This is a genomic window from Caballeronia sp. BR00000012568055 (assembly GCF_029439455.1).
Classification (GTDB): domain Bacteria; phylum Pseudomonadota; class Gammaproteobacteria; order Burkholderiales; family Burkholderiaceae; genus Caballeronia.
The window spans coordinates 17310-30855 of the sequence record NZ_JAQFVG010000305.1 but is presented as its reverse complement, the minus strand read 5'-3'; the positions used below and the strand labels follow the sequence as shown (position 1 = coordinate 30855).

General features: G+C 60.3%; 11 protein-coding genes. 7 read left to right on the top strand and 4 right to left on the bottom strand.

The features are described 5' to 3' along the window. The first annotated feature begins 380 nt into the window (after nt 1–380). The 6 genes from P7F28_RS20750 to acnA all read left to right on the top strand — a co-directional run bounded on the left by P7F28_RS20750 (nt 381) and on the right by acnA (nt 8559). On the top strand, nt 381–1367 hold the full coding sequence (locus tag P7F28_RS20750) for a malate dehydrogenase (protein WP_277186466.1): 987 nt from the start codon (nt 381–383) through the stop codon (nt 1365–1367). 143 nt (nt 1368–1510) lie between these two features. Beyond that, entirely contained in the window at nt 1511–2503 is a 993-nt protein-coding gene (locus P7F28_RS20745; RefSeq protein ID WP_277186465.1) for an aldolase/citrate lyase family protein, read from the top strand. A 47-nt stretch (nt 2504–2550) separates the two neighbouring features. Beyond that, nucleotides 2551–3723: a 2-methylcitrate synthase gene (prpC, locus tag P7F28_RS20740; protein WP_277186464.1), complete on the top strand. Its 1173-nt coding sequence runs from the start codon at nt 2551–2553 to the stop codon at nt 3721–3723. Nucleotides 3724–3813: 90 nt separating this feature from the next. Further along, nucleotides 3814–4344, top strand: coding sequence for a hypothetical protein (locus P7F28_RS20735; RefSeq protein WP_277186463.1), 531 nt, complete (start codon nt 3814–3816; stop codon nt 4342–4344). A 32-nt stretch (nt 4345–4376) separates the two neighbouring features. Beyond that, nucleotides 4377–5813 carry a bifunctional 2-methylcitrate dehydratase/aconitate hydratase gene (locus P7F28_RS20730; protein ID WP_277186462.1) on the top strand — a complete coding sequence of 479 codons (1437 nt, stop codon included), beginning with the start codon at nt 4377–4379 and terminating at the stop codon, nt 5811–5813. 40 nt (nt 5814–5853) lie between these two features. Next, nucleotides 5854–8559, top strand: coding sequence for an aconitate hydratase AcnA (gene acnA / locus P7F28_RS20725; RefSeq protein WP_277186461.1), 2706 nt, complete (start codon nt 5854–5856; stop codon nt 8557–8559). A gap of 78 nt (nt 8560–8637) precedes the next feature. Here acnA and P7F28_RS20720 read toward each other — a convergent pair whose 3' ends face one another. Further along, complete coding sequence (locus tag P7F28_RS20720) at nt 8638–8958, bottom strand: DUF2917 domain-containing protein (RefSeq protein ID WP_277186460.1); 321 nt, start codon at nt 8956–8958, stop codon at nt 8638–8640. A 300-nt stretch (nt 8959–9258) separates the two neighbouring features. On the opposite strand from P7F28_RS20720, the gene P7F28_RS20715 reads away from it, so the two are divergent. Beyond that, nucleotides 9259–10686 (top strand): PLP-dependent aminotransferase family protein, encoded by a 1428-nt coding sequence (locus P7F28_RS20715; protein ID WP_277186459.1) that lies wholly within the window; start codon nt 9259–9261, stop codon nt 10684–10686. Here P7F28_RS20715 and P7F28_RS33885 read toward each other — a convergent pair. From P7F28_RS33885 to P7F28_RS20700, 3 genes are all read right to left on the bottom strand, one after another. After that, the gene (locus tag P7F28_RS33885) at nt 10670–11491 is read right to left on the bottom strand and encodes a DUF1932 domain-containing protein (RefSeq protein ID WP_277186458.1); all 822 of its coding nucleotides are present in this window, start codon (nt 11489–11491) and stop codon (nt 10670–10672) included. The two genes, P7F28_RS20715 and P7F28_RS33885, sit on opposite strands and share 17 nt — an antisense overlap. A gap of 41 nt (nt 11492–11532) precedes the next feature. Beyond that, nucleotides 11533–11763, bottom strand: coding sequence for a hypothetical protein (locus P7F28_RS20705; protein WP_277186457.1), 231 nt, complete (start codon nt 11761–11763; stop codon nt 11533–11535). A 189-nt stretch (nt 11764–11952) separates the two neighbouring features. Next, a complete protein-coding gene (locus P7F28_RS20700; protein ID WP_277186456.1) occupies nt 11953–13533 on the bottom strand; it encodes an FAD-dependent monooxygenase in 1581 nt (526 codons plus the stop codon). Between the last annotated feature and the right edge of the window lie 13 nt (nt 13534–13546).

The window sequence follows — 13546 nt, the reverse complement described above, 5'->3', positions numbered from 1 at the left end:
TCCGCACAGCGGTTTTTTGCGCGTGAACGTGGTTATCGGCGGGAAGCGCGGTCAGCCGCCAGGCACGCCCTTTCGCTCTCGCCTTACGCCGATCGGCCATTCGATTCGCGCGCCGCTGCCTGCAAACCGTCTCGCAACGTCAAGCGTAGTCTCGATCTCGAATGAGCGCTTGCCGTCAGACCCGAGCGAATCACGCGTTCCTCTGGCGTTCTCGTTAAACTCCCCGCTCAAAGAAAAAATCCCTGGCATGACGGCGAATGCGCCTGTCACGAGTGCTCGCGCAGGCGGCATCACCGGCATGTCATCAACAACGCTTTGGCGTATCGCGCATAAAATGGCGTTTTCCCTAGCGTTCCACGCACCGTCCAGGAGAGTTATCAATGGCTAAGTCCGCAAAGCGCGTTGCCGTCACCGGCGCCGCAGGTCAAATCGGCTACTCGCTGCTGTTCCGTATCGCCAACGGCGATCTGCTCGGCAAAGACCAGCCCGTGATTCTTCAACTGCTCGACCTGCCGCAAGCGCAAGGCGCCGTGAAGGGCGTCGTGATGGAACTGGAAGACTGCGCGTTCCCGCTGCTGGCCGGCGTGGTCGTCACCGACGATCCCAAGGTCGCGTTCAAAGATGCCGACGTCGCGCTGCTGGTCGGTGCCCGTCCGCGTTCGAAGGGCATGGAGCGCAAGGATCTGCTGTCGGCCAACGCCGAAATCTTCACGGTGCAAGGCAAGGCACTGAACGATGTCGCCAGCCGCGACGTCAAGGTGCTGGTGGTCGGCAACCCGGCCAACACCAACGCGTATATCGCGATGAAGCCGGCGCCGGATCTGCCGAAGAAGAACTTCACCGCCATGCTGCGTCTGGACCACAACCGCGCGCTGTCGCAACTGGCAGCCAAGTCGGGCAAGCCGGTCGCATCGATCGAAAAGCTGGCGGTGTGGGGCAACCACTCGCCGACCATGTACCCGGACTTCCGTTTCGCGACCGCCGAAGGTCAGGACCTGACCAAGCTGATCAGCGACGACGAATGGAACCGCAACACGTTCATCCCGACCGTCGGCAAGCGCGGCGCGGCGATCATCGAAGCGCGTGGCTTGTCGTCGGCGGCATCGGCTGCTAACGCGGCGATCGATCACGTGCGTGACTGGGTGCTCGGCACCAACGGCAAGTGGGTCACCATGGGCATTCCGTCGGACGGCTCGTATGGCATTCCGGAAGACATCATCTACGGCGTGCCGGTCACGTGCGAAAACGGCGAGTACAAGCGCGTCGAAGGCCTGGAAATCGACGCGTTCTCGCGTGAAAAGATGGATGGCACGCTGAACGAACTGCTCGAAGAACGCGACGGCGTTTCGCATCTGCTGGGCAAGTAAGTATCGGTATCGAGGAAGGCCTGCGGGCTTTCCTTCGGCGCGATTGCCTTGATCGCGCCTGATTCGAACGCGCTTGAAAGAATCGAGCGCGTTCGAATCATCGAGCAAGATTCCATTCCCCAAAATCGGACCCGACGCCGACGATGCGCGCTCTCACTCCCGCCGAAGTGCTGTTTGACGGCGAACCGCAGCCTGCCGTGCTTCCGCCCTGCGATCACTACGCCGGCAGCGAGAAGCTGATCCGCAAATCGCTCGCGCTACAGGCGCAACTCGGCCCTGTGTTCGATATCACGCTGGATTGCGAAGACGGCGCGCAAGTGGGCCGCGAAGTCGAGCATGCGGAGATGGTGGCATCGTTCGTGGGGGGTGAAGAGGACCGCTTCGGGCGCGTGGGCGTGCGTATTCACGACTTTCATCATCGCGCGTGGCGTGACGACGTGCGCATCATCTTTCGTGCAGCGAAGAAAGCGCCTGCTTTTGTGATGCTGCCGAAAATCCGCAGCGTGTTCGAAGCGGCCGAAATGGTCGAGTTCATCGAGGCATCGCGCGCTGAATTCGGTATCGCGCAACCGGTTCCCTGCCATGTGCTGATCGAAACGCACGGCGCACTGGCCGAAGCGTTCGAACTTGCGGCGCTGCCCGGCGTCGAATCGTTGAGCTTCGGTTTGATGGACTTCGTGTCCGCGCATAACGGCGCGATTCCCGATTCCGCCATGCGCTCGCCCGGCCAGTTCGATCACCCGCTGGTGTGTCGCGCGAAGCTGGAGATCGCGGCAGCGTGTCACGCGCACGGCAAGGTTCCATCGCATAACGTATCGACGGAAGTGCGCGACATGAGCGTCGTCTCGAACGATGCCGCGCGTGCCCGCAACGAGTTCGGCTTCACGCGTATGTGGAGCATTCACCCCGAGCAAGTGAAGCCGATCGTCGAAGCCTTTTCGCCGCGCGACGATGAAATCGTTCTCGCGGCAGAGATCTTGCTGGCCGCACAACACGCGCAATGGGGACCCACGCGCCATGGCGATACATTGCACGACCGCGCAAGCTATCGCTATTACTGGTCGGTGCTGCGCCGTGCGCAGGCCACGGGCCACGCGATGCCGGAGGACTGCGCGCCGCTGTTCGCTTCACACTAGGTTAAGTAACGCCGCATCAACGAGCACTGTTCAGGAGACTCGAAAGAATGAGCGATACCGCATCGAAGGAAGCACCCGCCGCCGGCGGATTCAAGCCGAAGAAATCCGTCGCGCTGTCGGGCGTCACGGCGGGCAATACCGCGTTGTGCACGGTCGGCAAAACGGGCAACGACCTGCACTACCGCGGCTACGACATTCTCGATGTCGCGACCTCCTCCGAGTTCGAGGAAATCGCTTATCTGCTGGTGCACGGGAAGCTACCGAATGCGGCCGAACTGAAGGCTTATAAAGCGAAGCTGAAGGCGCTGCGCGGTCTGCCCGCAAACCTGAAAGCGGCATTGGAATGGATTCCCGCCTCCGCGCATCCGATGGACGTCATGCGCACCGGCGTCTCCGTGCTCGGCACGCTGCTGCCCGAGAAGGACGATCACAACGTCGCGGGCGCGAAGGACATTGCCGACCGCCTCATGGCATCGCTCGGTTCGATGCTGCTCTACTGGTTCCACTACTCGCATAACGGCAAGCGTATCGAAGTGGAAACGGATGACGATTCCATCGGTGGACACTTTCTGCATCTGCTGCACGGCGTCGAGCCATCCAAAGCATGGGTCGATGCGATGCACGTATCGCTCAATCTGTATGCCGAGCACGAATTCAACGCTTCGACCTTTACGGCACGCGTGATCGCGGGCACGGGTTCGGACATGTATTCGTCGATTACCGGCGCAATCGGCGCATTGCGGGGTCCGAAGCATGGCGGTGCCAACGAAGTCGCATTCGATATTCAATCGCGCTATCTCAACGCCGATGAAGCCGAAGCGGATATCAAGCGCCGCGTCGAGAACAAGGAAGTGGTGATCGGCTTCGGTCACCCCGTCTACACCATCTCCGATCCGCGCAACAAGGTCATCAAGGAAGTCGCCAGGAAGCTCTCGAAGGAAGCCGGCAACACACAGCTCTTCGATATCGCCGAACGTCTCGAATCGGTAATGTGGGATGCGAAGAAAATGTTCCCGAACCTCGACTGGTTCAGCGCCGTTTCGTATCACATGATGGGCGTGCCCACGGCCATGTTCACGCCGCTGTTCGTGATCTCGCGCACGTCGGGCTGGAGCGCGCACATCATCGAACAACGGATCGACAACAAGATCATTCGACCGAGTGCGAACTACACCGGACCGGAAAATCTGAAGTTCCTTCCGATAAATAAGCGAAAATAGTGAGCTGCGCGATCGGATGCTCCCTTTCGGAGTATTCCATTCCGCGCGGTAATCGCCATTCAACCCCAAGTTTTCGAAAAGGTTTCATCGATGAACAAACTTCTGATCGCAGCAATCGTCGGTACGCTGGCCACCACCAGCGTGTTTGTCAGCGCCGACGCATCCGCCGCGACAACCGCAGCATCCGGCACGGCGGCGACGGCCAAGGCCAAGCGTCCCGCACCCGCGCGCCGTATCGTCAAGCGCTCGTCCAAGGCGGAAGCCGCCGCGGCAGCGAAGACCGATCCGATTCCGGAAGGCGCAGTCAAGTGGAGTTGCAAGGACGGCACGGCTTTCTATCTGAAAGGTGACATGAAGCGTGACGCCATCGTGACGGTGAACTGGGCCAAGAAGGACTACAAGCTGCCGCGTCAGGACACGACGACCGGCGCGGATCGTTTCCACGACTCCGCATCGGGCATGGATCTGGTCGTGATCCCGAGCAAGGCCATGCTGTTCTCCGACAAGGACGAATCGCGTCTCGCCGACGAGTGCATGACGGCGGAAATGGCGGCCGGTGCGAATGCGCCGACGCAAGCCGAAGCACTCAAGCAGAACCCGTTGATCAAGACTGCCCCGTAAGTCAAACAAGCGGCGTTCCACAGGAATCCTCGATGTCCGCACCGATCTCGACTGTCCGGCCTGACCCGGACACGGTACTCGCCAACATAGTTGACTATGTTCGCGAGTACCACGTTGACAGCACGCTTGCGCTGGAGACCGCGCGCAACTGCCTGATCGACACGCTCGGTTGCGGACTCGAAGCGCTCTCTTATCCCGCCTGCACCAAGCTTTTGGGACCAATCGTGCTCGGCACGATCGTCCCCAATGGCGCGAAAGTGCCGGGCACCCAATTTCAACTCGACCCGGTTCAGGCCGCCTTCAATATCGGCGCGATGATCCGCTGGCTCGACTTCAACGACACGTGGCTCGCGGCCGAATGGGGTCATCCGTCGGATAACCTCGGCGGCATTCTCGCCACCGCTGATTGGCTTTCGCGCAACGGCAAGCCGCTCAGCATGAAAGACGTTTTGATCGCGATGATCAAGGCGCACGAAATTCAGGGCTGCATTGCGCTGGAGAATTCGTTCAACAAGGTCGGACTCGATCACGTTCTGCTCGTCAAGCTCGCATCGACTGCGGTTGTCGGGGAGATGATCGGTTTATCGCGCGATGAACTCATCAATGCCGTTTCGCTTGCAATGGTCGATGGCCACGCGCTGCGCACCTATCGGCATGCGCCGAATACCGGTTCGCGCAAATCGTGGGCCGCTGGCGATGCCACCTCGCGCGCCGTGCGTCTCGCGCTGATCGCGAAGACTGGCGAGATGGGTTATCCATCTGTTCTGACCGCTAAAACATGGGGTTTTTACGACGTGCTCTTCAAAGGCAAGCCGTTCGAGTTTCAGCGTCCGTACGGCTCGTATGTGATGGAGAACGTGCTCTTCAAGATATCGTTCCCCGCCGAGTTTCATGCGCAGACCGCTGCCGAAGCGGCCATGATTCTGCATGCGCAATTGCAGCAGTCTGGCAAGCGTATTGAAGATATCGGCAGGATCACCGTTCGTACGCACGAAGCGGCGATTCGCATCATCGATAAGAGCGGGCCGTTGAGCAATCCGGCTGACCGCGATCACTGCATTCAGTACATGATCGCCGTGCCGCTGATCTTCGGCCGTCTCACCGCCGCGGATTACGAAGATGCCATCGCGCAGGATCCGCGCATCGACGCATTGCGCGCGAAAATGACATGCGTGGAAGACCCGCAATTCACCAAGGATTATCACGACCCGGACAAGCGTTCGATCGCCAACGCGCTCACCATCGAATTCACCGATGGCACGCAGCTCGATGAAGTCGCGGTCGAATATCCGATCGGTCACAAACGCCGCCGCGCGGACGGCATTCCGCTGCTCGTCGAGAAGTTCAGAATCAATCTCGCGCGCAGATTCCCGCAGAAGCAACAACAGGCGATCCTCACGGTGTCGCTGGATCAGGCAAAGCTCGAAGCAATGCCGGTCAATGAATACGTTGATTTGTATGTGATTTAGTCTCAGTCGATCATGTCCGTCTAGCGCAAGGAAAATAACCATGACCCACAATCTTCACAACACGCTCAAGGAATTCGACGCCGGCTCCGGTAAAGGCAAGTACTACTCGCTGCCGCAACTGGGTGACGCGCTCAAGGTCAAGATTCAACGTCTGCCGGTCTCGATTCGTCTGGTGCTCGAATCGGTGCTGCGCAACTACGACGGCAAGAAGATTTCGGAGGAGCACATCGAGCAACTGGCGAACTGGAAGCCGAACGCCGCCCGTGTCGATGAAATTCCGTTCGTGGTCGCGCGCGTCGTGTTGCAGGATTTCACCGGCGTGCCGCTGCTCGCCGATATCGCCGCAATGCGTGGCGTCGCGCAGCGTTCGGGCAAGGATCCGAAGGCCATCGAGCCGCTGGTGCCGGTGGACCTCGTGGTCGATCACTCGGTGCAGATCGATCATTTCCGCGAGCCGAACGCGCTCGATCTGAACATGAAGCTGGAATTCCAGCGCAATAACGAGCGCTACCAGTTCATGAAGTGGGGCATGCAGGCCTTCGATACGTTCAAGGTCGTGCCGCCGGGCATCGGGATCGTGCATCAGGTGAATCTGGAATATCTCGCGCGCGGCGTGCACAAGAAGGACGGCGTCTACTATCCGGACACGCTCGTCGGCACCGACTCGCATACCACGATGATCAACGGTATCGGCGTGGTGGGCTGGGGCGTGGGCGGGATCGAAGCGGAAGCGGGCATGCTCGGCCAGCCGGTGTATTTCCTGACGCCGGATGTCGTGGGCGTCGAACTGAAGGGCAAGCTGCGCGAAGGCTGCACGGCCACCGATCTGGTCCTGACCATCACCGAAATGCTGCGTAAAGAGAAGGTCGTCGGCAAGTTCGTCGAGTTCTTCGGCGAAGGCACCGCGTCGATCGGCGTGCCGGACCGCGCGACCATCGGCAATATGGCGCCGGAGTATGGCGCGACCATGGGCTTCTTCCCGGTCGATGAAAAGACCATCGAATATTTCGAAGGCACGGGCCGCACCAAGGCCGAAATCGCCGCGTTCGAAAAGTATTTCAAAGCGCAGAAGCTGTGGGGCGTGCCGAAGGCCGGCGATATCGATTACTCGAAGACGCTGACGCTCGATCTTTCGACGGTTGCGCCGTCGCTGGCGGGCCCGAAGCGTCCGCAGGATCGGATTGAAATCGGCAATGTGAAGAGCACGTTCGTCGATCTGTTCTCGAAGCCGGTCGGCGAAAACGGCTTCAACAAGAAGGCCGCCGATCTGGACGCCGACTACAAAACCGCCGATGGCGTCGATGTAAAGAACGGCGATGTGCTGATCGCAGCGATTACGTCGTGCACGAACACGTCGAATCCGAGCGTGCTGCTGGCGGCGGGTCTGCTGGCGAAGAAGGCCGTCGAAGCGGGGCTGACGGTCGCGCCGCATATCAAGACGTCGCTGGCGCCGGGATCGCGCATCGTCACGGAGTATCTGACGAAGACCGACTTGCTCAAGTATCTCGACAAGCTCGGCTTCACGCTCGCCGCGTACGGCTGCACGACGTGTATCGGCAATGCAGGCGATCTGACGCCTGAGTTGAACGACGCCATCGTGAAAAACGATATCGTCGCGGCGGCGGTGCTCTCAGGCAACCGTAACTTCGAAGCGCGTATTCACCCGAATATCCGCGCGAACTTCCTGGCTTCGCCGCCGCTGGTCGTGGCGTACGCCATCGCTGGCAATATCACGCGCGATCTGATGACCGAGCCGGTCGGCAAGGGCACGGGCGGTCGCGATATCTATCTCGGCGACATCTGGCCGACCAGCGACGAAGTCCACGCGCTGCTCAAGTACGCGCTCGACGCCAAGGCGTTCCAGTCGAACTACTCGCAGCTCACCAAGGACGGCGATCTGTGGAGCAAGATTGCGGGCGAAAGCGGTCAAGTCTACGACTGGCCGAAATCGACCTACATCGCCGAACCGCCGTTCTTCGGCCATGATTTTTCGATGCAACCGGCCGACTCGATTCCTGCCGTCAAGGGCGCGCGCGCGCTCGGCATTTTCGGCGACTCGGTGACTACCGACCACATCAGCCCGGCGGGTTCGATCAAGGAAACATCGCCGGCGGGCGTGTGGCTGAAGGCGAACGGCGTGCAGAAGGCCGACTTCAACAGCTACGGCTCGCGTCGCGGAAACCATGACGTGATGATGCGCGGCACCTTCGCCAACGTGCGGATCAAGAACCTGATGATCCCGGCCAAGGAAGACGGCACGCGCGTGGAAGGCGGTTTGACGATTCATCAGCCGAGCGGCGAACAACTCTCCATCTACGATGCCGCGATGAAGTACATCGACGCCGGCACGCAGACGGTGATTTTCGCGGGCGAAGAGTACGGCACGGGTTCGTCGCGCGACTGGGCGGCGAAGGGCACGCAATTGCTCGGCGTGAAGGCGGTCGTGGCGCGCAGCTTCGAGCGGATTCACCGTTCGAATCTGGTCGGCATGGGCGTGCTGCCGCTGCAGTTCAAGGGCACGGACAGCGTTCAGACGCTGAATATCACGGGCGAAGAAACGTACGACATCGAAGGTCTCGGCGACGACTTCAAGCCGCAGCAGGAAGTCACGCTGGTGATCCACCGCAAGGACGGCAAGGAAGATCGCGTGCAAGTGCTGCTGCGTATCGATACGCCGATTGAAGTCGATTACTACAAGCACGGCGGGATTTTGCCGTTCGTGCTGCGTTCGCTGCTCGCGGCTTAAACTATACTTTTGCAGGTGACCGCGCTCGAAAGAGCGCGGGAACATTGGACCCGGCGCTTGCCGGGTTTTTTTTCGCCTTTAGGTTCTATATGTCGCGACGTGTGTGTTCGTCGTGCGGCGCGCGAACCAGCCGCGCAGCATATCGCTGAAAGTGCGCGCGTACGTCGTCGATGTAGACGCCAGCGAGAATCGGATCGCGTCCTGCGCGCCGCTGACCCAGATCGTCGTGAACGGCTGCAGTTCGACGGACGCGCCCGCGTCCAGCCAATGATCGTCGGCTTCGCCTTCGATGGTCAGCCAGATTTGCCCGCGCAAAACGTGCAGCGTTTGCGGACGGTCGATCACCCAGCGCGTGGCTGCGTCTTGCCGGTCGAGTTCGAAAGTACGGATTTCACGCATGATGCCGCTCCTTTGGGTTCGGAAGGCTGCGCACATGAAAATCGGGGAAATCGGGAAAGACGCAGCCGTTGAGTCTATTATTCGGCCATTTCCGAACAGCTTGAATGAACAGTTCTGCACAGTTGCATCGGAACTGTTCAGTGAAAAAGTGTGAACAGTTCGGTTGTGTGAGCACGACCCAAAACACCTAAACTAGCCATTCGGCCTAGCTTGACGGCACTTTTCGGATGCGTTCGAATACGCTTATGAACAGCAGTTCGCAACTGTTCACCGCAAACGACTGAACACTTTCGCCCCAAAATGAACGCCCTTCCCCTCACGATCGATGGCGCCACCGGCGTGCCGCTGACCGAGCAACTCGTCGATCAGATCGAAACAATGATCCGCTCGCGCCGCGTGCTCGCGGGCGCGAAGCTGCCGTCCATCCGCCAGTTGGCGGCCGAGCAGCGTATCAGCCGATTCCCGGTGATCGAGGCGTACGACCGGCTTGCATCGCGCGGACTGATTCAGCCGAAGCACGGTTCCGGGTTTTACGTGGCAAATCACGTCGAAGAACGCGAAGGCGGTTCGGGCAATTGCAATCCGCGTCTGGCCGAAGAGGAATCGAACCAGATTCTTCAGCAATTCAACTATCCCGGCGAGACGCTGAAGTTGTCGAGCGGATTCGTGCCCGAATTCTGGCGCGATGTGGACGGCCTGACGCAAGCGATCCGCCAGGCATCGCGCATGGATGTGTCGAGCGTGATCGATTACGCGATTCCGCACGGCGATACCAACCTGCGCCAGCAAGTGCTGATGCGTCTGAACGCGCTCGGTATCGGCGCGGATTTGCCGAACGTGATGCTGACCACCGGCGCGAGTCAGGCGCTCGACCTTGTGGTGCGCTACATGCTCAAACCGGGCGATACCGTTTTCGTCGAAGATCCTGGCTACTACAATTTATTCGGATTGCTGAAGTTACAGGGCGTGCGGCTGGTCGGCGTGCCGCGTCTGGCAAACGGACCGGATATCGATGTGGCCGAAGAACTGCTGAAGCAGCACAAGCCGAAGCTGTTCTTCATCAACACCGTGTTCCAGAACCCGACCGCGACGACCGTTGCGCCGCAGATCGCGTTCAAGCTGCTGCAACTGGCGACGCAACACGGCTTCACCTTGGTCGAAGACGACATCTACGCCGACTTTCAAGCCGTGCCGACGCAACGTCTCGCATCGCTCGATCAACTCGATCGCGTGATCTATGTCGGTGGTTTGTCGAAGACGCTGTCGTCGTCGCTGCGGATCGGTTATCTCGCGGCAAATCGCGAATTAGTGAAGCATCTCGTCGATGTGAAAGTGCTCACGAGTCTTGGCGGCACGCGTTTCGCCGAAGCGGTCGCGGCGAGTCTGCTGGAGCGCGGGACGTATCGAAAGTATCTGGAACGGCTGCGCAAGCGCGTGCGCGATTCATTGTCGAGCGCGGTGCAAACGCTGGAAGAACACGGCTGGGACGTGTTCGATGAACCCAGCGGCGGCAACTTTGTTTGGGCGAAAGTGCCGGGCATCGACGATTCGAACGTGCTGGTCGATGAAGCGCTGAAGCTCGGCGTAACGCTTGCGCCCGGCAGTTACTATCGGCCGAATGGCGAGACGTCTCCGTGGGTGCGTATCAATTCGGCTTATGCAGGCGACAAGCGCGCCAAGCGTTTCTTTGAGCATATGAGCGAAAAATCGCTTAGTCTTCCTTCTTAAAAAATTTTTCAAGCACGCCGGTCGCATCCTTATCCTTCGATAGCCGATCATAAAGGCCCGCCGCGCCTTCATAAATGCGATGCTCCACGAAATCCGCGCCGATGAAAGCCGCGATCTCTTCCATCTCCGCGACCCATCGATACGCCTTCGGCGGCATGCGCGGCACATTGCCCGATAGCCATTTCAGCAACTCGGGCTGACTCTCCGACAACTCATCGAACAGCGCCTTGCCTGCGCCGTTGCGCATCGCGGCGAGCGACATGGCGGAGCCGAGCGCGGTCAGTCCTTTGGTGATACCCGCATACGACATCTTCAGCGCCGATGCCGCGCCGAGCGGACCATCGAGCACGCGCACGACGAGACCGGCATAGTTGAGTTGCGCGGTTTGCGCGGCGTGCGGTCCCGACATGTAGAACTTCGGCGATGTCGGTGCGCCGATGATCGCGCCATCGACGAACGGTGCGCCGGTTGATGCGAGCACGTTGGCAATCACGGCAACGGTGTCGGGGCTGATCGCGTTGCAATCGATATAGACGGGCTTTTTAGCGGACTGGCTCAGCACATCGACAAGACGTTCAGCAGATTCGACAGCCACGCCAGGCGGTACGATCGACAGCAGGAAATCACACGCGACGAGTCGATCGATACTCGCATCCTCCATCCCCGCTTCCCGCGCACGCGATGCACTCGCGGCGCTGCGTCCTTCGAGCGTCGTCAGCACGCGCGCGCCCGATTGCGTAAGATAACGCCCGATCGCCGATCCCATTGCGCCCGCGCCCAAAATTGCAATCGTTGGCTTCGTCACCTGCGGCTCCCTTGAATGAACGAATGAAGCCTCAGAATAGGCTATTCGGTCTCGTCGTGTTCGACCACGCGCGGACTACGCAGCGCGTCGAGCCGGCGCAACATGTCTTGTCCTTTTGGCGTCAGCAAGGGCATCGGATGGCCGGTCGGCAAGCGGCCGATTTCGACAAGTTCTTCCTGTTGCAAGCGCGCGGCAAGCTGCCCGAAGGCTTCGACCTGATGCGGCGAACGTTGGACCAGCAACAGCGTGGCGATTTCATGAGGACTCAGCATGCGATGCTCCCGGCGTGAAGGTCTGAGAGCATCGTAGAGAGCGAAGCTGGCAAACAGGCTACAAGCGGCTACGAGATTTTTTCCAAGCGTTACGGTGTTACATCCGTTATACGCGATCAAGCCCGACAGCACGCGGTTGCACGAAGTCCGACACGCCCGCCATGTAACAACGCGATGTCAACCGATCGCTTACATCGCGCCGGGCGCGATCACCATCGCAAGATAACGCTCCAGCGCGGTGATATCCGCGTCGGTGCCGCGAAGCGCGATCACCTGATCGGGGCGGATCAGCACCCATCCTGCATCGTCGAAACCATAGCGATGGCGCGCGGCGTGATCCATATCGAGCGATGACCCCAGCGTCACCGTCGCGACGGCGTCTTCGTAAGGCGCGACGCATTCGACCGCGCGCGACACGACGCCATCGCCGAAAGCGAGCAGCGTATGACGCTCGCTCAGCAACGGCCACAAGCTGTGTTCCTCGCCCGAGCGATCGGTCCAGCGGATATCGAGCGCACGCGTGCCCGTATGGCCGCGCGACGGATGACGCGACGTCTCGCCCAATGCGACCAGCGGACCATCGTGATACGTGATGTCGGTTTCCGACATTTCCGTGCGCAAACGCGCCTGCAAGGCAGGCATATGATCGATCAGGCGCACGGCGGCATCGCGTACTACGCGTGCGACGGGATGAGGCGCCATGCCAACATGCAGCATGCGCGTCGCATTGGCGATGACATCGCGCGCCACCGGCCGGCGCTCCGCTTCATAGCTGTCGAGCAGCGTCGCCTGATGGCCGCGCCCTTGCAGCACATACGCGAGCTTCCAGCCGAGATTGGCGGCATCCTGAATGCCGGTGTTCATGCCTTGGCCGCCTGCGGGACTGTGGATATGCGCGGCATCGCCCGCAAGAAACACGCGCGCAGAGCCACGAAAACGGGCCGCCAGCCGTTCGTTGATGCGAAAGGTAGACAACCATCCCGGCTCCGACAAACGGCCTCCAGGCGGGCCGTGACGCGTCATTTGCTCCTGAAGTTGATCGAGCGTCGGCGGATCGTCGTTCTGCTCGTGTGCTTTATCGACATGACGGCGGCTAATCACGCGCCACACGCCGTCTTCGAACGGAAACAGCGCGACCGTGCCGCCGTCGTGCCACCAGATATGGATGCTGTGCGCATCGAGTTCCGCGCCGTCGATATGCACGTCGCCGAGCCAGTAGCCTTCGTGCTCGGTATCGCCTTCGAATTCGATGCCGAGCGCATGACGCACCGCGCTTTTCGCACCGTCCGCGCCGATCACCCACGCCGCGTTCGTGGTCTCGATACGGCCATCGGCGTGACGTAGCGTGACATCGACCGTATCCGCTTGTTCGACGAGACCGGTGAGTTCCACGCCGCGCTGCACGACGCCGCCCATCTGCGTGTAACGCGCCGCGAGAATGCCTTCCGTTTGCGATTGCGGCAGCAAAATAGGCTGCGGATGCGCGCTGTCGATGCCGTCTTCCATCGAAATGCGTGCGAGGCGTTCGGTTCCATCGCCAAAGACCACGGCCTTCAGCGGCACGCTCGCATTCGCGAATTCCGCGCCGACACCGAGTCCGCTCAGCACTTCGAGACTCGCGGGCCACACGGCCAGCGCCTTCGACAGATTCGCAGTTTCCGGCAACTTGTCGATCACACGCGCTGCAATGCCATGACGCCGCAAGGTGAGCGCGAGCGTGAGACCTGTCGGTCCCGCACCAACAATCAGAACGGAAAGTGAACGATCCATGATGCTTTCCTTT

Excerpts from the sequence above, each read along its gene's own strand:
- P7F28_RS20720 (WP_277186460.1), bottom strand. The coding sequence starts at position 8,958 with ATGCGTGAAATCCGTACTTTCGAACTCGACCGGCAAGACGCAGCCACG.
- prpC (WP_277186464.1), top strand. The coding sequence starts at position 2,551 with ATGAGCGATACCGCATCGAAGGAAGCACCCGCCGCCGGCGGATTCAAG.
- P7F28_RS20715 (WP_277186459.1), top strand. The coding sequence starts at position 9,259 with ATGAACGCCCTTCCCCTCACGATCGATGGCGCCACCGGCGTGCCGCTG.
- P7F28_RS20730 (WP_277186462.1), top strand. The coding sequence starts at position 4,377 with ATGTCCGCACCGATCTCGACTGTCCGGCCTGACCCGGACACGGTACTC.
- P7F28_RS20735 (WP_277186463.1), top strand. The coding sequence starts at position 3,814 with ATGAACAAACTTCTGATCGCAGCAATCGTCGGTACGCTGGCCACCACC.
- P7F28_RS20750 (WP_277186466.1), top strand. The coding sequence starts at position 381 with ATGGCTAAGTCCGCAAAGCGCGTTGCCGTCACCGGCGCCGCAGGTCAA.
- acnA (WP_277186461.1), top strand. The coding sequence starts at position 5,854 with ATGACCCACAATCTTCACAACACGCTCAAGGAATTCGACGCCGGCTCC.
- P7F28_RS20745 (WP_277186465.1), top strand. The coding sequence starts at position 1,511 with ATGCGCGCTCTCACTCCCGCCGAAGTGCTGTTTGACGGCGAACCGCAG.
- P7F28_RS20700 (WP_277186456.1), bottom strand. The coding sequence starts at position 13,533 with ATGGATCGTTCACTTTCCGTTCTGATTGTTGGTGCGGGACCGACAGGT.
- P7F28_RS20705 (WP_277186457.1), bottom strand. The coding sequence starts at position 11,763 with ATGCTGAGTCCTCATGAAATCGCCACGCTGTTGCTGGTCCAACGTTCG.